Raw genomic sequence first — 24,783 nt, 5'->3', positions numbered from 1 at the left:
TTTATCTAGAGTCTTTTTGTTATATGAATAAAAAGTCTTCCCTTGATTTAAATTGGGAAGACTTTTGCTTATTTTGTAAGTTGTCCAATCTGTTTTTTTAGAAGTGGGTCTGAAAATTTGACCACAAAACCAATAAATATGCCGGTTGCCAGTGAGGCTCCTAACATAAATGGTAGGTAGGACAGCATGGATATATTTACTATTATAATACTCGCAACAAGTAGCTGGCCTATATTGTGCATAATGGCCCCACATATACTGATACCTATAGTTGAAAAATCCTTGATTCTAGTAGCGAGATACATACCAAATAGGCTCAGGTAGCCCCCAGCTATAGAGAATAGGAAGTAGGAAACAGGACCAGCAAATATTGATGACAATATTATTCTTACACTCAATATTTTAAAGGTATCCTTAAATCCAAAATTTATAAGGCACAAAAGAGTTATTATATTGCTTAGTCCAAGTTTGGCTCCTGGAAATATCGCTATCATTGGGTTGGGTATTATAGTCTCAAGTAAGTAGAGCGCCAAAGAATAGGCTACCATGAGACTCATAAGTACAAGTTTTCTGGTATTATTTTTCAAGATATACTCCTTCCTATAAGTAAAGTTTACTAAGTAAGTGTTGTTCATATAAAAGTGCGTGACTTCTCTTTAAGTTACATTTATTTATCCCCTTAAAAAGTATATCATAATTTAAGCTAGATGTGATAAAATAATCTTGTAAAAACAATATATATTAAAAATTATTATCAATTACTTTTTTACTGTTAGATAATTTAAAGAAACTATAATCTACAATATATAAAATACACAAAAGAAAGGAAATATTTAATATGGCAAAAAATAGACAGGATATAAGCAATGATTTCAAGTGGGACCTAGATTCCATGTATGATGGACCTGAATCAATAGACAAGGACTTAGAAAAGATAGGAGAGTCCATAAAGGAGATAGAGACTTATAAGGGAAGATTATCTGAGTCTAAGGAGATTTTTTACAAGGTCTTAAAGATGATGGAGGATACTTCTAGGAGGATATCCCACAACTATGTCTACACAAATATGAAGCACCATGAGGATACTAGGATAAATGAAAACCAAGCTAAGGCAACCAAGGCAGAGATGATGTCTAATGATTTTTCTAGGGCTACATCTTATATAGTCCCAGAGATAATATCTATGGACCCAGATACTTTGGACTCATATATGAGGGATGACAAGATAGCCCACTACAAGAAGATGGTTGATGAGATATTGAGGGACAAGCCTCACACTCTTAGCCAGAAGGAAGAGGAGATACTTGCCCAGGTTGGTGAGCTTACAAGTGTACCGGAGACTACTTATGAGATGCTGTCATATGCAGATATGGTATTTCCTGAGATAGAAGACGAAGATGGTAATAAGGTTAGGGTAGACCACTTCAACTATTCAAAGTACATAAAGTCCAAGGATAGGAGGGTCAGAAAGGAAGCCTTTGAGGCAGAGTTTTCTACATATAACAAGTACTCAAATACCATGGCTGCAACCCTATTTGGAGGTATAAAGGCAGAGGTATTTTCAGCTAGGGTGAGAAAGTACCCATCAGCTATCTATGCATCGCTTCACGGTGATAATATATCTACTGATGTATATGACAACCTTATAGAATCGGTTCATGAAAATATAGGAGCACTTGACAGGTACATTGGAATCAAAAAGAAGTACTTTGGACTAGACCAGATGCATATGTACGACCTATATCTCCCAATGGCCAGGGATTTCAGGATGGAAATACCTTACAAAAAGGCTCAGGAGATAATTATAGAGGCCCTAAAGCCTATGGGAGAAGAGTACCTAGGCCTAATCAAGAGGGCATTTTCAGAGAGATGGATAGACGTATATGAGAATGAAGGTAAAAAGGGTGGCGCCTATTCATGGGGCAGCTATGACTCTCATCCATATATATTGATGAGCTATAACGATGACCTTAATTCACTATTTACACTGATACATGAGTTGGGACATTCAATCCATAGCTACTATTCAAGGACTAGCCAGCCTTACATATATTCTTCATATAAGATATTCGTAGCAGAGGTCGCATCTACAGTCAATGAAACCCTATTGATAAAGTACCTACTTAAGAATAGCAAGGATAAAGAAGAGAAGATATACCTTCTAAACTACTACCTAGAGCAGTTTAGGACTACTGTATACAGGCAGACCCTATTTGCAGAGTTTGAAAAGATATGCCACCAGAGCGTTGAGGCGGGTAATCCTCTAACAGCCAAGGAGTTTACAGACATATATTATGACTTGAACAAGCTATACTACGGAAATTCTTGTGAGGTAGATGAGTTAGTAGGTGTTGAATGGGCTAGGATACCGCACTTCTACTCAAACTTCTATGTATATAAGTATGCGACAGGATTTTCAGCGGCATCAGTCCTATCCTCATTGATCCTAGAGGGTGGTGACAATGTAGAAAGATATATCAATTTCCTAAAGTCAGGTGGTTCTGAGTATCCTCTAGACCAGCTTAGGGCAGCAGGAGTAGATATGGAAAGGAAAGAGTCAGTTGATGATTCTCTAGGATTATTTTCAAAGCTAGTAGATGAATTGGAGGCATTATGCCAATAGAAAGAATCAATATAGACTGTATTCAGGATGAGATAGAGAAGGTAGCCCAGGCTATCTCTCTAGTCTTAGATATAGACGTTACAATAGTAAATGATGATATGGTCCGTATAGCAGGAACGGGTGTTTACAAGGACAAGTTGGGTCAAAAGATAGAGGGTATGTCTGCCTTTAAAAAGTCATACAGGGAAAAAAAGACCCTTATCATAGACAATCCAAAAGTGTCTGACCTGTGTAGGGACTGTTACAGGCTTGGTAACTGTATGGAAGAAGCAGAGGTATGCTGCCCGATAATCCTAGACAACCAGTGTTACGGGGTTATAGGTCTTATAGCCTTTGACCAGGTCCAAAAGACAAAGCTACTCAGTTCTAGGGATGAATTGATCCAGTTTATAGAGAAGATGGCAGACCTAATATCAGGCAATATAAGGGCAGAGATAAAGTCGAGTGAATACAATATAGAAAGAGAAAAAATAGCCCAGGTCCTAAACAGTATAGACAGACCTGTAGTGTCCTTGGATGAGATGGCTAGGATAGATTCCTTTAACTACAAGTTTTCAAAGATGTTCTCTGTAGGACCCGATGTTCAGGGGAGGTCTATCAAGGATGCCTTGGAATTTTTTGATCTTGGGACCCTATTTGATTTTAAAAAGTCAGATAGAAATTCTGACAAGTTCTATTATGAGTACAAGGCATATCGTGGTATATATTCCATAGCAAAGATAAGGTATGGAGGAGTAGTGTCAGGCTATGTAATAGACTTTATAGACAATAAGGAAGCTATTCAGACCTACAATAGGATGAACGTAGACCATAGGATGACAATAGATGATATAATAGGCAAATCAAGGGCCATTATGGATGTAAAAAGAGATGCCCTAAATGCAGCCAAGTCTACATCTACAATACTTATAACAGGCCAGAGTGGTACTGGCAAGGAGATGTTCGCCAGGGCTATACATAGTCATAGCGACAGGTCAGACGGACCCTTTGTGACCATTAACTGCGCCGCAATACCAGGTGAGTTGCTGGAGAGTGAACTCTTTGGTTACGATGAGGGAGCCTTTACAGGTGCCAAAAAAGGTGGCAAGCTAGGCCTATTTGAGATAGCCAACAAGGGTACTATTTTCCTTGATGAGATAGGAGATATGGGTCTTCACCTACAGGCAAAACTATTAAGGGTCCTTCAAGAAAAAGAAATCCACAAGGTCGGTGGAGGCAAAAACATAAAGGTGGATGTCAGGATTATATCAGCTACCAACAAAAATCTAGCGGATATGGTAGCAGAGGGTATGTTTAGAGAAGACCTCTACTACAGGCTCAATGTAATACCTATATTCATACCTAGCCTAGAAGAGAGAAAGGATGATATACCCCTACTGGTAGATAGGATGATAGATGTGTACTCCCATAATCTTGGCAAGGAAGTGAGAACTGTATCTGACAGGGTAATAGCTGCCTTGAAGGAATACTCATGGCCGGGCAATATTAGAGAACTTCAAAATGTCATAGAATACTCTATAAACATGACCAATGGAAGTATTATAGACGATGTCAACCTAGTCTATTCAAGGTTTAGGAAGATAGGCCCACAGGTTATGGAAAAGACAAGAGTTGCCAGTCAGGAAGAAGACCAAGATATGGAGATTAGGACAATTGAATCCCTAGAAGAGGACCAGATAAGAAAGGCCCTTAGAAAGTACAAGGACTACAAAAAGGACAAGGATTTGGCAGCCAAGGCCCTAGGCATATCGAGGGCTACACTCTATAGGAAGATGGATAAGTACTCTATAGAGGTGGACTAAGTATATAGAAAGGTTAAGTCCAAAAAGATTAATTAAGTCTAAAAAAGAGTAACTAAGTCCCAAAAGAGAGAATAAATCTAAAATAAAAAATAATACCAGAATCATATTGATATAAATATATATCAATATGAGAAATAATAATATCTTTTTGAGAAAAAAATAAGGCCTTCATCTCATGCTATCTAGCTTGGATTTGTGGGCCTATTTTTAGTACATAATATTTTATAAGGCAATATGCCTAAATATCAAGCTTGTATACAAATTTTAGGGATTTTAAAATAATAAGTGAGATAAATAAAAAATTGGCATGGCACTTGCTATATATTAGGCAGAGGATAGATAATATGTTTTTGCTTTTTGGGAGGATGTAAAGTATGAGAGATATAAGAAAAGAGCTAGTAGCAATGTTAAAGGCAGAAGTAAAGCCAGCTGTTGGTTGTACAGAACCAGTTGCTCTTGCCCTTGCTTGTGCTAAGTGTAAGGAATTAGTTGGGGAAAAAATAGTCGAAAATACCATGCTTGTAAGTCCAAGTATCTACAAGAATGGTATGTGTGTAGGGATACCAGGTACTCAAAGACTTGGTCTAAAGATAGCTGCAGCCATAGGTATAGTTGCAGGTAAGTCAGAAAATGGCCTAAGTGTTCTAGAGGGGTCTAGCCCAGACCAGATAAGACAGGCAGAGGCATTGATGGATGAGGGAAACCTATCAATAGAACCTGCAGATACTCTAGATAAGGTCTACATCATGGTTGCGTTTAAGGGGGAAAATAACTCAGCCAAGGTAATTATAAGAGAAAAGCATGACAATTTTGTATATATAGAACAGAATGGCAAGGTCCTAGTAGACCTATTAGCAAAGGAAGAAAAGTCACTTACTAAAGAGGAAGTAGTGGCTCAGACTTCTAAGGGAACTATAATGGATGATGCTACATTAGAAGAGTTGATAAGAAATATAGAAAAGATAGATGCCAGTGAATTAGAATTTCTACTTGAGGGAGTAGAAATGAACCTAAAAATGGCTGAAGTTGGTCTAGAGGAAAAAATAGGTATAGGTGTAGGGTACGGTATCAAAAAGTCAATAGAGTCAGGAATCATGGGAGACGATGTAATAAACAATGCCATGATGCTTACAGCAGGTGCATCTGATGCTAGAATGTCCGGTGTGGATATGCCTGTAATGAGTTCAAACGGAAGTGGTAACCATGGTCTAACAGCAATCCTACCAGTAGTTGCCTATGCTAGAAAGTTTGATATTAGTGATGAGAGACTATCTAGGGCCCTAGCTATATCCCACCTAGTTACAGCCTATATCAAGAACTTTACAGGTAGGCTATCAGCTATGTGTGGATGTGGAGTTGCTGCATCTACAGGTGCAACAGCAGGTATAGCTTGGTTGATGGATGAATCAATTGACCAGATAGGTGGAGCAATCAAGAATGCAGTAGCAGACCTTTCTGGTATGATATGTGATGGTGCCAAGTCAGGATGTGCCCTAAAGCTATCTACAGCAGCATCAGCAGCAGTACAGAACGCCCTACTTGCCAAGAATGATTGCTATGCAGACACAATCAATGGTATAGTAAATATCAGCGTTGACGATACTATCAGAAACCTTGGTAGGGTAAGTAACCTGGGGATGGGTGTGACAGATACAGTTATCCTAGGTGTTATGAATGATATGAACAAAGTTAAATAATAAGCTATAAAAATAAATCTCCCTGTGGTAAAATTAGTTACCATAGGGAGATTTTTTATTTACCTGTGGAAAGGTGGTATCAAAATGAAAATATTAATAGTCGAAGATGATAAAAATATAGAGAGAATATTGAAAAATGAGTTGGAAAAATGGGGATACTCTGTAGATACTGTGGACAAACTTGACCAGGTTACTGATGTGTTCAAGGAGTCTGACCCTCAGTTGGTCCTTATGGATATAGTCCTTCCATTTTTCAATGGTTACTACTGGTGCCAAGAGATAAGAAAGATTTCTAAGGTGCCTATAATATTTATATCTTCAAAATCGGAAAATATGGATATAGTGATGGCAATGCAGTTTGGTGGGGATGATTATATCACCAAGCCCCTAAATATGGATGTGACTGTAGCCAAGGTCCAGGCTATGCTAAGACGTGCCTACAAGTTTGTCAATGACATTGACTATATCAGCTATGGGCCAGTTAACCTACATATAACTGATGCCAAGATAGCCTACGATGGTCAGGAGGTGAGTCTGACTAAGACTGAGTTATTAATTGCCCAGTCCTTATTCAAGGCTCAGGGTGGGGTGGCTTCTAGGGAGAGCCTGATGGATAGGTGCTGGCAAAATGACAACTTTATAGACGACAATACTTTGGCGGTCAATATAAACAGGCTTAGAAAGAAGTTGTCACAAATAGGTCTTGAAGGGCTTATAGAGACCAAAAAAGGTATAGGTTATTATCTGAGAGAGGGTGTCTAGTATGAAGAGGTATTTAGGTTCGTATCTTAGGAGGGTTTACCCTCAGTTGCTTATATTTATTTTATTCTCAATGGTGTTTTATATTACTTTTAAAGTGTCCAACCTTGGTATGGAATACTATTATATGGCCATAGAGATAATGATATTTTTTATGCTAGCATATTTAATATTTATACTTGTAGGTCATAAGAAGAGCCTATCTATGGCAGACCAGGTTGACAATTTGACATTTGAGAAAAAACAACTTATCAATAAGATGACCAATGAAAAAAATGATATGAGGGACTACTACACTATATGGATCCACCAGATGAAGACTCCAATAACAGTTGCCAATCTTCTGGTTGATGAGATGGATGAAGACAATACAAGACTTAAAAACGACCTTAAAAAAGAACTTATGTATATTGAAGACTATACAAATATGGCCATGACCTACCTCAAGATTGTAAATAGGCAGGCAGATATGGACCTAACTAGTGTATACCTTGATGATATAATAAGGTCGGTCTTAAAGAAATATTCTATGGTATTTATATCAAACCACATCAGTATAGACTACAAACCTATGGATATAAGTGTGGTGTCCGATTATAGCTGGCTGTCTATATTGGTGGAGCAACTTGTGTCCAATGCCGCCAAGTATACCAGCAATGGAAGCGTAAAGTTTGTATTTCATAGAGAATCAAACTCCTTGGAAATAAGGGATACTGGTATAGGTATCAGACCTGAGGACATACCGAAGATATTTGACAGGGGCTACTCTGGATTCAATGGTAGGCTCAACCAAAAGTCTAGTGGTCTAGGCTTGTTTTTGGCGACTAGTATATCTTCCAAGCTATCCATAAATATCAGGGTTGAGTCTGAGTTAGGGGTTGGTTCTAGCTTCTTTTTGGATTTTCCAAAAGAGAGGGACTATAGGGACCTATAGTTTGTTTTGGACTCCTGTAGTCTATTATAGTTTTTTTGTAGTTTATTATAGATTTCTTTCAATTTTGTAAGATTGGGACCTACTATTGTAATCTTAGATAAATGCTAAGACTACAAATACTTGCTAAAATATACCTATAAGATAAGGAGAGGAGCAAGAATATGAAAATACTAGAAGTGCAAAATGTTAAAAAGATATATGGAGATAAGGGAGCTAGGGTTGAGGCATTGACTGACCTTAACTTCTCAGTAAACGAAGGTGAATTTATAGCTATAATGGGTGAGTCAGGTTCGGGAAAGACGACTCTATTAAACATTGTAGCTAGTTTAGATAGACCTACAGAGGGGTCTGTCTTAATAGGAGGAAAGAATATAAGTCAGATGAAGGACAAGGAGTTGGCAGCCTTTAGGAGAAATGAACTGGGATTTGTATTCCAGGACTTTAACCTACTAGATACTTTTTCAAATAGGGACAATATATATATGCCCCTTGTCCTATCAGGTATGAAACATAAGGATATGCTAGCCAAGATAAACAAGATCAAGTCACCCCTTGGAATAGACAAGTTGTTGGAAAAGTATCCATACGAAGTGTCTGGTGGGCAAAAGCAGAGGGTTGCAATAGCTAGGGCCATAATAACGAATCCTAGGATCATCCTTGCCGATGAGCCTACAGGAGCCTTGGATTCAGGTTCTTCAGAGATGATACTAAATCTTTTTTCTAAGATAAATGCAGGAGGTCAGACTATACTTATGGTTACCCATTCTCTTAGGGCTGCATCATATGCATCTAGGGTATTGTTTATAAAGGACGGTGGTGTCTACCATGAGCTATACAAGGGAAATGAAGACAAGGAAGTATTTATGGAGAGGATCAACCAGTCTATGATGCTTATGGGCAGAGGGGGTGACAGGTAGATGAATTCGATACTCAGCAAATTTGCCCTTAAGAATATGAAGACTAATAGGGTCATGTTGGTGCCATTTATCCTGTCATCAAGTATCATGTTGTCCCTATTTTATATAATGAGGTCCTTGGTCAGCAATGACTATGTTATACATAGGCATAAGGACCTGCCTATGGTTATCAACTTTGGTACATTGATAGTTGCTATATTTACCTTTATGTTTATTATTTATGCTAATAGGTACTTGATAAAGAGGAGGTCTAAGGAATTTGCCCTTTATTCTATATTGGGTCTTGAAACTAGGCATATCAGGAAAAGTATCTTTATTGAGGAATTTATTACATTTCTTGTAATAGGTATTTTGAGTCTGCTTGAAGGCCATGTATTTGGTAAATTGAGCTTTTTAGGACTTAATAAGATTATGAAGGATGTAAATGTCAAATTGATGAATTATACATTCTCCTACAAGTCTGCACTATATCTGTTTATATTTACAGCGATTATATTTATAGCTGTATACATAATATCATGTTGGAATATAAGGGCGGTTAGTCCTATGCAGCTACTTGCTCAGCAAAAGGCCGGTCAAAAGGAGCCTAAGTCAAAGTTTATCATATCTTTATTGGGTGTGCTTTTACTTGCAGGTGGTTACTATCTAGCCCTGGCATCAGATGGTACACTTAACAGTTTAAAGAATTTCTTTGTGGCTGTAGTCATGGTAATAGGTGCTACATATTTCTTGTTTGTATCATTCTCTATATGGATATTGAAGTTACTCAAAAAGAGGGAGTCTTACTACAAGACAAAGAATTTCTTATCTATATCTGGTATGCTGTACAGGATGAAGGCTAACGGTATGGGCTTGGCTTCGATAGCAGTTATGTCGACTTCTGTAATAGTTACTATAGGATCAACAATGTCAATATATTCAGGCATTGAGGGAGTAGTAAATTCAAAACTTGCTAGGGACTACTCTATTTCCTATGAAGACAGGATACCAGCCAGTATGTCAAATGACGAAATAATAAAGATAGAAAAGTCGATGACAGACCTAGTCAAATCAACAGTTACTGATAAATCAGATATAAAGGGCCTATATACAAAGAGGTCTAGTCTGGTTCCTATGTTAAAGTCAGGTTCTAAACTTGATATATTACAAAAGACTAAGTCAGGCAAAAAACCATCAGGTCTTCCTGTATATGGCCTAATAGAGACCCTAGATTCATATAATAGGTCAAAGGGCAAAAATATAAGCCTAGAAGACAACCAGGTCCTAATGACATCAAACAACAAGAGGATAATGGATTATGACCATTTTAAGATAGCAGACAAAAACTACAGGGTCATAAGAGGGGAATCTGATTCTGGATCAGAATATGCCATAGATGCTTACCATATAGTTGTAAAGGACTACAAGACAATGGTCGATATAAACAAGTATTATAGTGTCAATAACTATAAAATTGATACAAACATTGAGGCCCTGTGGAACCTAGATAAAAATTCTAGCGAGGCTAGAAATGAGTCAGCCTATACGAAGACCCTAAAGTCTGTGGCTTCAAGAAATAATATGGATGTTTTGACAAAGGTTGATGTGAGGGAAATAGGCTATAACTTCAATGGTGGTTTCTTGTTTATAGGTATCCTAATAGGTATAATGTTCTTGGTCGGAACAGTGCTTGTGACCTACTACAAGCAGTTGACAGAGGGTTATGAGGATAGGGCCAACTACCAGATAATGAAAAAGGTCGGTCTACCAGATGATATGATCAAGAAGACTGCATCATCTCAGATAATATGGATGTTGTTTATACCATTGTTTGTTGCTGTGGTACATACAGCAGTAGCGTCTAAGGTCTTGAGTGGGCTGTTGGGACTATTTGGGGTATGGTCTTATGGAATATTGGTTAAAAATCTTCTTATAGTTACCCTAGTATTCCTAGTGTTTTACCTAGTAGTGTTTAAAATCACGTCTAATATATATTATAAAATTGTAAATTAATTAAAAACAAATGATAGAGTATGATGAAAACTTGCAAAAATATATTTTCATCTAATAAATTAATTTACAAAAACCATATATAAAATCAACTCTATTTACTTAGATATTGATCTTGGTTTAAAAATTTAAAATATATAAACAAATAAATGTACGCTTTTGGAAGACTTAAAAGTCTCTAACCCAAAAGCGTACATTTTTTATGTAAAATAATAAAACATACGCAAAAAAACTTATCTAGTTAGAACAACCACCTCAAAATCCAACATATAAAAAATAGGACTTTATTATCGTTCGTTTTTATCCCTCTATAAAGAATTATATTTAGAATTTTAGATATAATTCATTATTTTATTAAAACTTGAAGAAAACGTATTTAAAATAAAGTGAGATTAGTATATAATAGATGTATTAAATTGAAAAATAAAGTGGAGGTTAATATATGCTTAAAAAGTTTAACAAAGTATTGGTAGCCAACAGGGGAGAAATTGCTATAAGAATTTTTAGAGCCTGTGCAGAGCTACAGATTAGAAGTGTTGGTATATACAGCGAAGAAGACAAGTACGGACTATTTAGGACTAAGGCAGACGAATCTTACTTGATAGGTGAAGGTAAGGGGCCAGTTGATGCATATCTTGATATTGATGGTATCATATCTCTTGCCAAGAGAAAGAAAGTAGATGCCATACATCCTGGTTATGGATTTTTATCTGAGAATGCAGAATTTGCAAGAAAGTGTGAAGAGAATGGCATAACATTTATAGGTCCGGACTCAAGTATCATGGAACAGCTGGGTGACAAGATTAATTCTAAGATAGTGGCTCATGCAGCTAATGTTCCTACAATACCGGGTGTAGAAAAGGCCCTAAAGACTATCAAGGAAGCCAAGGAAGTTGCCGCAGAGATAGGTTACCCTGTAATGGTAAAGGCATCTAATGGTGGTGGCGGTAGAGGTATGAGAATAGTTCGCCGTGAAGAAGACCTAGAGATAGAATTTGAAAACGCTAGAAGTGAATCAAGAAAGGCATTTGGTGAAGATATAATATTTATAGAAAAATATATAGAAGATCCTAAGCATATAGAGGTTCAGATACTAGGGGATGCATATGGAAATATCGTCCACCTATATGAAAGAGACTGTTCTGTCCAGAGAAGACACCAGAAGATTATCGAACATGCTCCAGCCTTTTCACTTCCAACTGAAATAAGGGAAAAGATATGCCAGGATGCTGTAAGGATAGCCAAGCATGTAAACTATAAAAGTGCTGGTACTCTTGAGTTCCTAGTAGACAAGCATGGCAACCACTACTTTATAGAGATGAATACAAGAGTCCAGGTTGAGCATACTGTTACTGAGCAGGTTACAGGTATAGATATAGTACAGAGCCAGATAATGATAGCCCAGGGCTATAAGCTATCTGACCCAGAAATCAATATAAAGGGGCAGGATGATATCCAGTTAAGAGGATATTCTATCCAGTGTAGAATCACTACAGAAGATCCTAAGAAGAACTTTATGCCAGATACTGGTAAGATCCAAGTATATAGGTCAGGCTCAGGTGCAGGTATCAGACTTGATGGTGGTAACGGATTTACAGGAGCTACTATCAGCCCATACTATGACTCACTTCTAGTAAAGACTATATCATATGATAGAACTTTCCAGGGTGCTATCAACAAGATGGTAAGGTCAATCAAGGAAATGAGAGTAAGGGGCGTAAAGACTAATGTAGGCTTCCTAGTAAACGTACTATTAGACCCTCAGTTTATAGAAGGTAAGTGCTCTACAAACTTTATAGATGAAAACCCTCAGCTATTCGATATCAAGGAATCAAAGGATAGGGGTACTAAGCTACTTAAGTTCATTGGTGATGTCGTTGTCAACGAAAGTAAGTGTAAGGGAAGAAAAGAATTTGATGCCCTATACGAACCTAGAATGAGAGAAATCAAGCAGGTTGAAGGTAGTAGGGAAAAATTACTTAGACTAGGTAAGGAAGACTATCTAAAAGAAATAAAGAACGAAAAGAAATTATTATTTACAGATACAACTATGAGAGATGCCCACCAGTCTCTAATAGCTACTAGACTTAGAACATACGACTTGATGAAGGTAGCAGCTGCAACAGAGCACTATCAAAAGGATATGTTCTCACTAGAAATGTGGGGGGGAGCTACATTTGACGTAGCCTACAGATTCTTAAAAGAATCACCATGGAATAGACTACACAAGCTAAGAGAGGCTATACCATCAATCAATTTCCAGATGCTACTTAGAGCTTCTAATGCGGTTGGTTACAAGAACTATCCAGACAACGTAATAGAAGAATTCATCAAGGAATCAGCAAAGTCTGGTATAGACGTATTCAGGATATTTGACTCACTAAACTGGGTTGAAAATATGAAGCAGTCAATAGATATAGCCCAGAAGACAGGAAAGATAGTCGAAGCTGCCATGTGTTATACAGGTGATGTACTTGACCCAGACAAGACAAAGTACACAATTGACTACTATGTAAATATGGCAAGAGAATTAGAAGCTGCAGGTTCAGATATCATAGGTATCAAGGACATGGCAGGCCTACTAAAGCCATATGCAGCCTACGAACTAATCACTGCATTAAAGCAGAATGTAAATGTGCCAATCCACCTACATACTCATGATACAAGTGGTAATGGTGTTGCTACACTTCTAATGGCTTCACAGGCAGGTGTAGATATAGTAGATGCTGCCCTAGAATCTATGGCAGGTATCACTTCTCAGCCATCTCTAAACTCAGTGATTGAAGGTCTAAAGTTTACAGATAGGGACCCTCAGATAGATATGTTCGGCTACAATGAACTAGGTAAGTACTATAGGGACCTTAGAAAGATCTACTACAAGTTTGAAAGTGACCTAGTTAATACAAACGCAGAAATATACGACTTTGAAATACCAGGTGGTCAGTATACAAACCTTAAGCCACAGGCAGACTCACTAGGACTTGTAAACAGGTTTGAAGAAGTAAAGGAAAACTACAAGGTAGCAAACAGGGTAGTTGGAGATATTATCAAGGTTACTCCATCATCTAAGGTAGTTGGTGACCTTGCAATATTCATGACAAAGAACCACCTAACAGAAGAAAACATCATAGAAGAAGGTAAGAAGTTGTCATTCCCAGACTCACTAGTTGACTACTGTAAGGGTATGATAGGCCAGCCAGTTGGTGGTATACCTCAGGCTCTACAGGAAGTAGTCCTAAAGGGTGAACCAGCTATCACAGCTAGACCAGGATCACTTCTTCCAGCTGAAGACTTTGATGCAATTAGAAAGCACCTAGTAGAAGACCTAGGAATTAAGGATCCTACTCATAGACAGGTCCTAAGTTACTCACTATATCCAAAGGTGTTTGATGACTATATCAACCATGTTAAGGACTTCAATGATGTAAGTGAGCTTGAATCAGACGTATTCTTCTACGGCCTAAATATAGGTCAGGAATGTGAGGTTGAAATAGAGGAAGGTAAGAACCTTACAATCAAGCTAGTAGATATCGGAGAGCCAAGAGAAGATGCAATGAGAACTCTTACGTTTGAGCTTAACGGTATGCTAAGAGACGTAGATATCAAGGATATAAACTATTCAGGTAAGGTAGTCAGCGTAGAAAAGGCTGACATGAATGACCCTCACCAGATAGGAGCATCAATACCAGGTAAGGTTGTCAAGATCCTTGTTAAGAAGGGCGATGAAGTAACTGAAAACCAGCCATTAATTGTAATTGAGGCCATGAAGATGGAGACAAATATAGTTGCCAAGGCTGCTGGTAAGGTTACAGATATCAAGGTTGATGTCAACGATATGGTAATAGACAAGCAGTTGTTGATGCAGTTAGAAGAATTGGGAGAGTAATATCCAAAAAGTAACTGTAGGGTCTTAGTATAGACATATATATAAAACTTAAACAGAAAAAATGGTTCTATAATATATAGCGTTGATGGTAACAAAATGCTTTCAAAGTCGTAAGACTAAGAGGGTTGATGTTACTGTCAGCGCTATTATTCTTAAACAACGGCTACCAGAGGTACTTGGAATAGATGAATTTAAATCACTGAAATCTGTTGATTCAAATATGAGCGTAAACCTATGTGATATCCAAACTGGAGATATTATCGATATTGTCCCTGATAGACGTAAAAGGTACTGGAAGGTTCTTTTAAAGAATGACTTTAATCTAAACGGAGTTAAATTTTGCAAGTATGTACACTACAAAAAATGGACTAATACAAAAGAAATTTTAATAGACTTACTTAGCTTGTCTGATAGGCTATCAGCTGGTCACAGCCTATATCAAGAGTTTCTATACACTATACATAACAGAGATATAGATGGTTTTGAGGCCTTTTTAGATAGATATTTAAACCAGGATTCTATTCCACCAGGCCGTATTCATCATAGAGTCGTCCCAGACAGCCAGATTTTCTACAACGGTTTCTGGAAGTTCATAAAAAGCGTTTCTCCCTTTTGTCGTCGCTTTAATTTCTTCTGATAGTCCTTAACAACATGTCGGACAACTTTCTTCAAATAACTTTCAAAACGGCATTGAACTGTTTTCTGGAAGTCGGACGGTTTCATCAATCTCACCCCCTTTCCGTTACGATGTGAAAAGTGGTTATCCCTCTTTCCGCACCATATAGGGAACGGCAGGTGTGATTTGCTAAGTTGAAACCGAAAAAAGTTGAAAAAAATTTTTAACAAAACAAAAACAGCCTGATAATGTGTAATTACACAAACAGACTGTTTTATAAATTCTATTGATATGAATTTTTAATTCTTGTAAAGGGTGTAATGATTGTAATAGTGGACTGAAATATTTATTCAGTTGAGAACGGCAGAACGTTCTTCCGTATGCAATCATGGTATAGCTCCCTTTAACCAGAGCTATGCCTTATTTACTCCTAAGAAAAAAGGGCAGTTCTGGTTATATCCAAAACCGTCCCGTTATTTTTTAAGACGCACAAAAGTATATTATCTAGGAACGGTTTTTTTATTTACCGCACACGATAACAGCTTTTGAATTATTACTGCATACTATATGCAATTTTAACACATTCTAAATATACAGCATGAAGTATAAACTCATGCTAGGTGATTTAAAAAGAGAAACCAATAATGTGATAAATGGTAACAAAGAAATAACTAATGAAATGACACTTAATTTAATTTTTTTCATTTTATATTACCCCATTTCTTTTCTTCCAAAGCACTTGATAGAAACGAATAGTGCAAATACTGTTATGATTACAGCACACGGTACAAACGGAAATAGTGATATTATACTTCCTGTTCCCGTCGTTGTTACAGTATGTAATGCGTCTGATACGACATAACCGCTATAACAATAAGGGTACACTAACCATAAAGGCGTATTAGCAATTAAAACCCCCGGAATTATTAAGAGTAAATTTAATCCCATAGACAATAGTGTTTTTTCAAATAATACAGTAATCGCCCACATACAAGTAATAGCTGGAATCATTGTTGCAAATAATTTTAATGTCCATGTGAGTAAGTAGAAAACAGGAATATTTTCTACCACATTCATTATTTTAGTAGCAATAATGCCTGCAATAATGAATGAACTGAAAAAGATTAATAATTCAATCATTAAAAAACTTAATAATACAAAGAATTTTGCCAATGCAAGTTTTCCTTTACTGACGGGCAAAGCAAGCATTTTTAATATACCATTATTCTTTGTTTCTCTGTTGGAAATCATAACGCAAACAATTACCATTGAAAATGGAAGTAAATAATATCCAAAAAGTAATGCACTTTGAATGAACATTGCCGACCAAGCGTCTGTATATTCTGGCGTCATATACATACTAATACTAGATACGCCAGAAATCACAACTAAGATAGGCGGAATTAAAAGCAAAGGTAAAATCATAGACCTTTTTACTTTCATAAATTCTATTTTTAACAATTCAATAATTGACATACGATTGCCCCCTTTTATTCATAATGCTTTATTTTGCAAAGATACCAGCCAATCATAAAGAATATGATTGTTTCAAAAACTCCCAATATTAAAATACCCGTATCAATACTTGCTGTTGAAGCTACCGCAGGTTTCATCATCAGTACAAATGGATTGACAAGGAATAGTGATATATCTGAAAGGGACATTGCCATACCGCTAAAAAAACCTGCTACTCCAACACCTAATGTAAACCATATATTTTCACATCGTGATGACACCAAAAGCATAAATGCCAATACAGGTAAAGATGATACAAAGCAATATCCTGTATATTTGACAAGTGTTAGTAACTCAAAAGTTCCGTTGGGTAAAAAGACATTTCCAATAATACACAATGCTCCATTTTGCAAGACGATACAAAAAGCAAGCAAAACAAATAATATATAAAATTTATTTTTGAAAATAGATGATGTCTTAAAAGGAAGCATATACATCTTTTTAATTGCATTTCCTTGAAACTCCATATTATATGTTAAAGTTGTTGCCACGATAATGCCGAACATATTAAGAACCATAATCATTCCATAAAGTTGTGTCAGCAAAACGTCCATATGCGGAAGCGGTAAACTCAACAAAACCTCTTTACGAACTATAAAATTTATAAAAGCGTATAATGCACCAAGAAGTCCAACAAGCGGTAAAACCACTAATATTCCAGTACGTTTACATTTTTTTAATTCTACGGTTAAATTCTTCATAATTTTAACCTCTGCTTTCTATTGGCATTGTCCTCATCAATCATAGATAAAAACATTTCTTCTAAGTTATCATTTTCAAAGCCAGCTTGATGTGCCGTCAATTTTAGATCATCAAGACTTCCCTCAAATAATAATCTTCCATGATTTAAAATACCAATATTGTCTGCTAATAATTCAATTTCTGACAGCATATGTGACGAAATTAGAACCGTACAGTCATATCTTTTTGGAAGTGTTTTAATGAGATTGCGAATTTCGTGAATACCTGCTGGATCTAAACCATTTGTTGGCTCATCTAAAATTAAAACTGGTGGTTCGCCAAGTAGAGCAGAAGCAAGACCTAAACGCTGTTTCATTCCTAAAGAATATTTTTTTGCCAAGCGGTTACCAAATTCAGATAATCCTACTAATTCTAATGCATTATCAACACTTGACGCTGGAAGTTCTAAAATTCTACGAATAATATCGAGGTTTTCTCTACCTGTTAAATTTGGATAGAATGACGGAGACTCGATAAATGAACCAACTTCTTTCAAAATACGAACACGGTCATTTGGGAAAGTCATGTTATCAATTTGAAATTCTCCATCAGTAGGTGTAGTCAAGCCCAAAAGTATTTTCATAGTCGTAGATTTCCCAGCACCATTTGGACCGAGAAAACCGTAAATACTACCTTTCTCAATGTGTAAAGATACGTGGTCTACTGCAATAAACTCTTTGTATGTTTTTGTCAAATTTTTAGTTTCAATCATGTTTTTCATAATTTTTAACTCCTTTCTCGTTACTTATAATATAAAACACCGACATTACAGCAACATTCTCTCTACCTTACATTTACCTTACAAATGCGAAAATGACTGTTCAACTTTTTTTCAGAATGTTATAATAGGATAAAGAAAAATAAAGAGAGTGTGACAAGCAAATGAAAGATACATACTTAGAATCGAAAAAAATATTGATAGTTGATGATGAAGAAAGTTTAAGAAGGATGCTCATTACCATATTAGAAGATGAAAACTTTTTTAATATTATTACCGCTGATTGTGTAAAATCAGCTTTGAAAATCTGCCAACAGGAAAAACCAGATATAGCTATATTAGATGTTATGCTTCCAGACGGAAACGGTTTTGAGCTTATGGACGCACTAAGAAGTTTCACTAATATTCCAGTAATTTTTTTGACTGCAAAAGATGATATACAAGATAAATATTCTGGTTTTGGATTAGGAGCTGACGATTATATAACAAAACCCTTTATGCCAAAAGAACTTATCTTTCGTCTAAATGCCGTATTACGCAGATGTTATAAGAAAGATAGCTCTCTTATAGAATTACATGATTGTAAAATTGATTTAGCTAATGCACAGGTTATAAAGAATGATAAAGTTTTATCTATTACCGCAAAAGAACATGATATTTTAGAAACACTTGTACGAAATGCTAATCATATTGTAACAATAGACGCTCTTTGTGAAGCTGTATGGGGAGATAACCCATTTGGATATGGAAATTCTCTCCTTGCTCATATTCGACGTATAAGAGAAAAAATTGAAATTAACCCCTCAAAGCCAAAATCATTGATAACTGTTAAAGGATTGGGATATAAAATAAACGTGGAAAGCAGATTATAATAATGCATAGTTTTGGAAAATTTATCAGTAAACATTTCTTCATATACTTATCAGTAGTAATTCTTATAGTGCTTTTAGATTTATTAATTTTCTTCCTGACTTTTAATGGTACTGTCAACAGTGTAAGCAAGGATAATCCTGTTCAAATACTAGAAAAAGTATCTAATAACCTTACTATTCAAAATGGAGAATATAAATTAAATGATAAATGTCAAAAAGATTTAACTACAAACAATATCTGGGGAATAGTAATAGATGATAGTGGTAATGTAGTCTGGAAACACAATCTACCAAAAGAAATACCATTAAACTATTCATTACAAGATGTTGCTACCTTTTCTAAGGGGTATATCGAAGATTATCCCGTATTTACATGGAAACAAGGAAATGATTTATTAATATTAGGTTATCCAAAAAACAGCTATTCAAAATTTATGACTAACTATCTTCCCTTATCAGCAATACAGAAAACACCCTTTCTTATTTTGATTATGTTAGTATCAAATATTGCCATTCTATTTATTGTGTACTACTTATCAAAACGAAATGTGATGTTAAAAATTTCCCCTATACTCAATGGAATAGATAAACTATCACACGGTGAAACGGTTACACTTAATATAAATGGAGAATTGGAAGAAATTGGAAATCGTATCAACGAAACATCATTGCAATTAAAAAAACAAAATCAATCAAGAGCAAACTGGATAAGTGGCGTTTCACACGATATACGAACACCCCTTTCCATGATTATGGGATATGCAGATAGAATATCTTCTTCATTAAATGTTGAGGAAGATGCTAGAAAACAAGCTAATATTATCAAAATTCAAAGTGTAAAAATCAAAAATTTGGTTCAAGATTTAAACCTTGTAAGCCAATTAAATTATAATGTGCAACCACACCAAGAAAAACCAGTTCATTTATGTAAAATGATACGAGAAATTGTGGCTGAATATCTAAACAGCAATATAAATAATAAGTTTGAATTTGAATTGAATTTAAACCATAATACAGAACAAATCACTATTATAGGCGACGAAAGATTGCTATGTCGAGCAATACAAAATATTATTTCTAACAGTATTAATCATAATGAAAACGGCTGTATAATTTCAGTTAGATTAGAAATAAAAAGAAATAATTTAGAATTAGTAATCAGCGATAATGGAAAAGGCATTTCCGAAAAAGAACTACAAAAAATACAATCGACACCTCATTATTTTCAAAGTACAGATAATAGGTTAGATTTACGACATGGTCTAGGACTTCTTCTTGTGAAAGAAATCATTTCTATTCATAAAGGAACAGTTTCCATTTCAAGTGCATTAAATAAAGGCTTTTCTACAACTATTTCCTTACCTATAAATAATCAATGACAAAACCGTAGCTTGTATATCACATAAGAGTGTTATATTACAGGCTACGGTCTTTTATATCATTTATCCAACAATCCTCCAGTTACTATTCTTATGTAGCATAAGCTCATACTGCGATACTTGCGTCGCCTTTGTCTGATTATCAAGGAATTTCGGTTCTATAATATATAGCGTTGATAGTAACAAAAATGCTTTCAAAGTCGTAAGACTAAGAGGCTTGATGTTACTGTCAGCGCTATTATTCTTTATATGGAAAATATGTCAATAAATTGAAAAACATGTCAATTCCGTTGTATAATAAAGTCGACAAAAACCAAATAACAAAGGAGAATTGACATGTCATCTACAAGTATCATAGCAAAAATAACTGAAATTTACGATAGAAACATAGAATTTGATATTAAGAGTACTATTAAGGAAAAAAATTCATATAAAGAAAAAAGACAACATCAAGGATACTATATGTATCCAAGATGCTGTCGCATAAATTTCGGATTTTATTCATTAACGCTAGTTGACAAAGAACCTTTTTTTATCTTCTTGTAGTACAAAAACAGATACAAAAAAAGCCAGCATCTTTAGACACTGGCTTACAACTTTTTATTTATTTGCTTAATTTCTTTTCATAGATTGAATATACTGGTAGTCCTAGTAACATTATTGCAATTGATCCACAAGCTAGTAGTGGAGCGTTGAATAACTGGCTAACAAGAACGAATAATCCACTTGCTGTAGCTACTATTGGCATAATTGGGTATAGTGGCACCTTGTAGCTTCTTTCTAGGTTTGGCTGAGTCTTTCTTAGCTTGATAACAGCTAGGAATGAAAGAACTATGAATATCCAAACCGAGAACATTGCAAGGTCAGTTAGTAGGTTGAACTGTCCAGAAAGTGCATAAACAGCAGCTATTAGAGATAGAACTAGTAGAGCAAATGCTGGTGACTGGTTCTTGTTAAGGCTACCGATCTTCTCAGATAGTGGTAGGTGCTTAGACTGAGCTAGAGCATATAGGACTCTTGATCCTGTGAATAGGTAAGCATTTGTTGCACCGAACACTGATACCATTATACCTACACCTATTACCTTGGCACCTGCTGGTCCAAGAATTCTTGTAGCAACTAGGCTGGCTGGTGATACTGAGTTAGCAAGTTCGCTAGCTGGTGCTACCCATAGATAAGATACGTTGATTATTAGGTAAACAGCTGCAACAACAGATATACCACCAACGATTGCTTTTGGTAGGTCCTTACCTGGGTTTTTCATTTCACCTGCAAGTGCAGTAACGTTCATCCATCCGTCAAATGCGAAGAATATAGCAAGTAGTATCTGACCGAATGCAGATGCTACATTTACTCCTTCGCCTGCCATTGGAGTGATTACTGTGTTGTTGCCCTCACCTAGTACAAATCCTAAGATTATAAGACCAACTAGAACTGCAAGCTTACAGATAGTAGATATGTTCTGGATTATTGATCCAGACTTGCTGCCCATTGAGTTTAGGAATGCAACTAATAATATAAGAACGATTGCCAATGGAACTTTAAGTGCTGCCATTCCTGATAAAACAGCGAACTGTTCTGAGAATATAACTGCAAGAGCTGCAATCATACCTGGATAGAATAATAGTGCCTGTACCCAACCTGATAAGAAGCCTATTTTCTTACCATATACTTCCTCGATGTACATCATCATACCACCTGTTTTTGGTATAACTACTGCTAGTTCTGCAACCGTAAGTCCTGCTGCTATTGTGATTAGTGCTGCCACTACCCAACCTAACATACCAAGACCAGGTGCTCCACCTGTTGTAGTATAAATTGCTTGAGGCTTAAAAAATACGCCAGAACCTATAACTCCACCAATTAGAGTAGATAGGGCAGCGCCTAAGCCAAGATTTTTTTGTAACTGGTTATTTTCCACTACAAATACCTCCATTTACGATTTTTACTAAATTATAACTTGATTTTTTAAAAAAAACAAGGCAAAAACCTAAAAAAATACAAAATACATAAAGTTTTTCATATGTATATGAGAGTTTAAGTTTAAAAACATAAAAAGATGATAAAAATTACACAATAATTAGGAAAAGATCTATAGTTATTATCTATTAGAGGCTTTTAAGGCTTGCAATTGTTAAAAAATAGATGTATAAAAATTTTGAAAAATCACTACTGTATAAAAAGGAATATTGAGTATGAGTGTAGAATAAATTAATAATTGACTTGTGAGGCCAAAATTTTATCTATTGAAAACGAAATTTTGCTCTTAATATAATATAAAGTATTTTTATAAAAATGCCTTATATTATTAATATCTGAAAAGTCAAAAATAAACAAAAGGTAGGTGCTCTTATGAAAGTCTATAATAGTGAAAAAATCAGAAATATTGCAGTTTTGGGTCATAGTGGTTGTGGTAAGACTAATCTGCTTGAAACAATTGCTCATGCAGCAAATGTAAATAAGATTCCCAAGCTAAGCAACAATGTCCAGATGACTTATAGCATGAGTCTTATGCCGGTTGAATATGAAGGATTCAAGTTTAACTTCCTAGATACTCCTGGCTATACTGACTTTACTGGTGATGTTGTATCTGCTCTTGCAGCTAGTGACGCAGCTATAATAGTAATCGATGCTACAGATCCTATGCAGGTAGGTACTGAGAAGGCTCTAGAGCTTACAGAAGGTATACCTAAGATTATGTTTATTAACAAGATTGACAATGAAAAGGCTAGATACAAGGACGTAATAGCTATGTTAGACGAAAAGTTTGAGAACAAGATAGTTCCTATGATTTCTCCAGAATTTTCAGATGGAAAGTTTGTTAAACTACATAACCTATTTGAAGACTATGAAGGACTAGAAGGTGAGTTTGTAGACCAGGCTAAAAAGTCATATGATGCCTTGATGGAATTGGTTGCAGAGACAGATGACGACTATTTAGAAAAATTCTTTGAGGGACAAGAGCTTACTCGTGATGAAATAAGAAATGGAATAACTATAGGAGTTAAGAGGGGAGATATAGTACCGGTAATATCAGGCTCTACTATAAATAATGTAGGTACAGCAGAGATATTGGCTTCTCTTGAAAATTATATAGACCCATCATTTGTTGATGAAGACGCTAAGTTTAAGGGAACGGTATTTAAGACTTTCATAGATCCATTTATTGGTAAAATTTCATATATAAAGGTTACGGCAGGTCAGATAAAGAAGGATACAGAGGTTTATTTTGAGGATGGTTCAAAAGAAAAGATAGCCAATATATATACTATAAGAGGTGGAGAACTGATAGAACTAGACAAGGCCTATGCTGGAGACATAATAGTTGTGACTAAGGTATCAAAACTGTCTACAGGCAAACTTATATCTACAGACAAGAATGCCCAGTCTGATATAGAGATAGTATTCCCTAAGCCACAGATCTACTATGCTATATCACCTAAGAACAAGAATGATGAAGACAAGATGGCTACTGTTATAACAAGACTAGTTGGTGAAGACCCAACTCTTGAATACTATAGAAATAATGAAACACATCAGGCTCTAATAGGTGGCCAGGGAGACCTTCACCTAAAGACACTAGTAAATAAGATGAAGGACAAGTTTGGCCTAGAGGTTGAACTATCAGACCTAAAAGTTCCTTATAGGGAGACTATAAAGGCTAGTTCAGATGTAGAAGGAAAGCATAAGAAGCAGTCTGGTGGTCATGGTCAGTATGGTCATGTAAAGATTAGGTTCTCAAGGTCAGATGAAGAATTTGAATTTACTGAAGAACTGTTCGGTGGATCAGTGCCAAAGTCATATGTACCGGCAGTAGAAAAGGGTCTAAGAGATTCAATGCTAAAGGGTGTATTAGCTGGATATCCTGTGACAAATATAAAGGCTGTATTATATGATGGCTCTTACCACGATGTTGACTCTTCAGAGATGGCCTTTAAGATGGCTGCATCTATAGCCTTTAAAAAGGGTATGGAAGAGGCAAAACCTATCCTTCTTGAGCCAGTTATGAAACTTACTATAACTATACCAGAAGAATATATGGGAGATGTTATGGGAGATATGAACAAGAGAAGAGGTAAGATCCTTGGCATGGAATCAAATGGCAAGGGCAAGCAGGTGCTAGAAGCCTTAGCTCCACAGGGAGAGACATTCAAGTATGTTATAGACCTTAAGTCAATGACTCAGGGACGTGGATATTTTGAGATGGAGTTTGATTCATATGCAGAAGTTCCTTCTTCAGAAGCAGAAAAGATAGTTGCTGGAGCAAGGAAAGACCAGTAGTTCACAACCTACCTTTTTATTATCCGTTGCGAGGGGACTTTTCTCCTCGCAACA

At 36.0% G+C, this 24,783-nt stretch carries 17 protein-coding genes and 1 pseudogene; 12 read left to right on the top strand and 6 right to left on the bottom strand.

Features of this window, described 5'->3' with window-relative positions:
• Positions 1–68: 68 nt before the first annotated feature.
• The gene (locus HMPREF0631_RS07720; protein ID WP_002845955.1) at positions 69–635 is read right to left on the bottom strand and encodes a Gx transporter family protein; all 567 of its coding nucleotides are present in this window, start codon (positions 633–635) and stop codon (positions 69–71) included.
• 203 nt (positions 636–838) lie between these two features.
• On the opposite strand from HMPREF0631_RS07720, the gene pepF reads away from it, so the two are divergent.
• The 9 genes from pepF (at position 839) to HMPREF0631_RS10500 (ending at position 15,244) form a co-directional block, all read left to right on the top strand.
• Positions 839–2,623, top strand: a complete 1,785-nt coding sequence (pepF, locus tag HMPREF0631_RS07715) for an oligoendopeptidase F (protein WP_002844273.1) — start codon at positions 839–841, stop codon at positions 2,621–2,623.
• Positions 2,614–4,425, top strand: coding sequence for a sigma-54 interaction domain-containing protein (locus HMPREF0631_RS07710; RefSeq protein ID WP_002844285.1), 1,812 nt, complete (start codon positions 2,614–2,616; stop codon positions 4,423–4,425). Before pepF ends, HMPREF0631_RS07710 begins: the two co-directional genes overlap by 10 nt.
• 374 nt (positions 4,426–4,799) lie before the next feature.
• A complete protein-coding gene (locus HMPREF0631_RS07705) occupies positions 4,800–6,122 on the top strand; it encodes an L-cysteine desulfidase family protein (protein ID WP_002844268.1) in 1,323 nt (440 codons plus the stop codon).
• 84 nt (positions 6,123–6,206) lie between these two features.
• The gene (locus HMPREF0631_RS07700) at positions 6,207–6,884 is read left to right on the top strand and encodes a response regulator transcription factor (RefSeq protein WP_002844269.1); all 678 of its coding nucleotides are present in this window, start codon (positions 6,207–6,209) and stop codon (positions 6,882–6,884) included.
• A gap of 1 nt (position 6,885) precedes the next feature.
• Positions 6,886–7,815 carry a sensor histidine kinase gene (locus tag HMPREF0631_RS07695; RefSeq protein ID WP_002844287.1) on the top strand — a complete coding sequence of 310 codons (930 nt, stop codon included), beginning with the start codon at positions 6,886–6,888 and terminating at the stop codon, positions 7,813–7,815.
• A gap of 161 nt (positions 7,816–7,976) precedes the next feature.
• Positions 7,977–8,732, top strand: a complete 756-nt coding sequence (locus tag HMPREF0631_RS07690; RefSeq protein WP_002844274.1) for an ABC transporter ATP-binding protein — start codon at positions 7,977–7,979, stop codon at positions 8,730–8,732.
• On the top strand, positions 8,733–10,724 hold the full coding sequence (locus HMPREF0631_RS07685; RefSeq protein ID WP_002844284.1) for an ABC transporter permease: 1,992 nt from the start codon (positions 8,733–8,735) through the stop codon (positions 10,722–10,724). It begins immediately after the preceding gene.
• A gap of 439 nt (positions 10,725–11,163) precedes the next feature.
• Positions 11,164–14,607, top strand: coding sequence for a pyruvate carboxylase (locus tag HMPREF0631_RS07680; RefSeq protein ID WP_002844276.1), 3,444 nt, complete (start codon positions 11,164–11,166; stop codon positions 14,605–14,607).
• Positions 14,608–14,692: 85 nt separating this feature from the next.
• Positions 14,693–15,244, top strand: coding sequence for a hypothetical protein (locus HMPREF0631_RS10500; RefSeq protein WP_002844281.1), 552 nt, complete (start codon positions 14,693–14,695; stop codon positions 15,242–15,244).
• A 690-nt stretch (positions 15,245–15,934) separates the two neighbouring features.
• Here HMPREF0631_RS10500 and HMPREF0631_RS07670 read toward each other — a convergent pair.
• From HMPREF0631_RS07670 to HMPREF0631_RS07660, 3 genes are read right to left on the bottom strand one after another with little or no spacing between them, the layout of a single operon-like run.
• Positions 15,935–16,699, bottom strand: a complete 765-nt coding sequence (locus tag HMPREF0631_RS07670; RefSeq protein ID WP_002844270.1) for an ABC transporter permease — start codon at positions 16,697–16,699, stop codon at positions 15,935–15,937.
• A gap of 14 nt (positions 16,700–16,713) precedes the next feature.
• Positions 16,714–17,439, bottom strand: coding sequence for an ABC transporter permease (locus tag HMPREF0631_RS07665; RefSeq protein ID WP_002844280.1), 726 nt, complete (start codon positions 17,437–17,439; stop codon positions 16,714–16,716).
• Complete coding sequence (locus HMPREF0631_RS07660) at positions 17,436–18,200, bottom strand: ABC transporter ATP-binding protein (RefSeq protein WP_002844282.1); 765 nt, start codon at positions 18,198–18,200, stop codon at positions 17,436–17,438. The genes HMPREF0631_RS07665 and HMPREF0631_RS07660 overlap by 4 nt, the downstream gene beginning before the upstream one ends.
• 161 nt (positions 18,201–18,361) lie before the next feature.
• Between HMPREF0631_RS07660 and HMPREF0631_RS07655 the strand changes: the two genes are divergently transcribed.
• On the top strand, positions 18,362–19,069 hold the full coding sequence (locus HMPREF0631_RS07655; protein WP_002844286.1) for a response regulator transcription factor: 708 nt from the start codon (positions 18,362–18,364) through the stop codon (positions 19,067–19,069).
• 2 nt (positions 19,070–19,071) lie between these two features.
• Positions 19,072–20,448, top strand: coding sequence for a sensor histidine kinase (locus tag HMPREF0631_RS07650; protein WP_002844279.1), 1,377 nt, complete (start codon positions 19,072–19,074; stop codon positions 20,446–20,448).
• A 63-nt stretch (positions 20,449–20,511) separates the two neighbouring features.
• Here HMPREF0631_RS07650 and HMPREF0631_RS10390 read toward each other — a convergent pair.
• Both HMPREF0631_RS10390 and HMPREF0631_RS07640 read right to left on the bottom strand, forming a co-directional pair.
• A pseudogene (locus tag HMPREF0631_RS10390) lies at positions 20,512–20,601 on the bottom strand (conjugal transfer protein); the annotation flags it as partial.
• A 451-nt stretch (positions 20,602–21,052) separates the two neighbouring features.
• On the bottom strand, positions 21,053–22,369 hold the full coding sequence (locus tag HMPREF0631_RS07640; protein ID WP_002844272.1) for an APC family permease: 1,317 nt from the start codon (positions 22,367–22,369) through the stop codon (positions 21,053–21,055).
• A gap of 431 nt (positions 22,370–22,800) precedes the next feature.
• Between HMPREF0631_RS07640 and HMPREF0631_RS07635 the strand changes: the two genes are divergently transcribed.
• Positions 22,801–24,729 carry an elongation factor G gene (locus tag HMPREF0631_RS07635; protein ID WP_002844271.1) on the top strand — a complete coding sequence of 643 codons (1,929 nt, stop codon included), beginning with the start codon at positions 22,801–22,803 and terminating at the stop codon, positions 24,727–24,729.
• Positions 24,730–24,783: the final 54 nt, after the last annotated feature.

The sequence above is a fragment of the Peptostreptococcus anaerobius 653-L genome (assembly GCF_000178095.1).
Lineage (GTDB): Bacteria > Bacillota > Clostridia > Peptostreptococcales > Peptostreptococcaceae > Peptostreptococcus > Peptostreptococcus anaerobius.
This window is presented reverse-complemented; position numbering and strand designations above follow the sequence as displayed.

What these genes read in the sequence shown, in the direction of transcription:
- HMPREF0631_RS07720 (WP_002845955.1), bottom strand. Translation starts at nt 635, where the DNA reads ATGAACAACACTTACTTAGTAAACTTTACTTATAGGAAGGAGTATATC.
- pepF (WP_002844273.1), top strand. Translation starts at nt 839, where the DNA reads ATGGCAAAAAATAGACAGGATATAAGCAATGATTTCAAGTGGGACCTA.
- HMPREF0631_RS07710 (WP_002844285.1), top strand. Translation starts at nt 2,614, where the DNA reads ATGCCAATAGAAAGAATCAATATAGACTGTATTCAGGATGAGATAGAG.
- HMPREF0631_RS07705 (WP_002844268.1), top strand. Translation starts at nt 4,800, where the DNA reads ATGAGAGATATAAGAAAAGAGCTAGTAGCAATGTTAAAGGCAGAAGTA.
- HMPREF0631_RS07700 (WP_002844269.1), top strand. Translation starts at nt 6,207, where the DNA reads ATGAAAATATTAATAGTCGAAGATGATAAAAATATAGAGAGAATATTG.
- HMPREF0631_RS07695 (WP_002844287.1), top strand. Translation starts at nt 6,886, where the DNA reads ATGAAGAGGTATTTAGGTTCGTATCTTAGGAGGGTTTACCCTCAGTTG.
- HMPREF0631_RS07690 (WP_002844274.1), top strand. Translation starts at nt 7,977, where the DNA reads ATGAAAATACTAGAAGTGCAAAATGTTAAAAAGATATATGGAGATAAG.
- HMPREF0631_RS07685 (WP_002844284.1), top strand. Translation starts at nt 8,733, where the DNA reads ATGAATTCGATACTCAGCAAATTTGCCCTTAAGAATATGAAGACTAAT.
- HMPREF0631_RS07680 (WP_002844276.1), top strand. Translation starts at nt 11,164, where the DNA reads ATGCTTAAAAAGTTTAACAAAGTATTGGTAGCCAACAGGGGAGAAATT.
- HMPREF0631_RS10500 (WP_002844281.1), top strand. Translation starts at nt 14,693, where the DNA reads ATGGTAACAAAATGCTTTCAAAGTCGTAAGACTAAGAGGGTTGATGTT.
- HMPREF0631_RS07670 (WP_002844270.1), bottom strand. Translation starts at nt 16,699, where the DNA reads ATGTCAATTATTGAATTGTTAAAAATAGAATTTATGAAAGTAAAAAGG.
- HMPREF0631_RS07665 (WP_002844280.1), bottom strand. Translation starts at nt 17,439, where the DNA reads ATGAAGAATTTAACCGTAGAATTAAAAAAATGTAAACGTACTGGAATA.
- HMPREF0631_RS07660 (WP_002844282.1), bottom strand. Translation starts at nt 18,200, where the DNA reads ATGAAAAACATGATTGAAACTAAAAATTTGACAAAAACATACAAAGAG.
- HMPREF0631_RS07655 (WP_002844286.1), top strand. Translation starts at nt 18,362, where the DNA reads ATGAAAGATACATACTTAGAATCGAAAAAAATATTGATAGTTGATGAT.
- HMPREF0631_RS07650 (WP_002844279.1), top strand. Translation starts at nt 19,072, where the DNA reads ATGCATAGTTTTGGAAAATTTATCAGTAAACATTTCTTCATATACTTA.
- HMPREF0631_RS07635 (WP_002844271.1), top strand. Translation starts at nt 22,801, where the DNA reads ATGAAAGTCTATAATAGTGAAAAAATCAGAAATATTGCAGTTTTGGGT.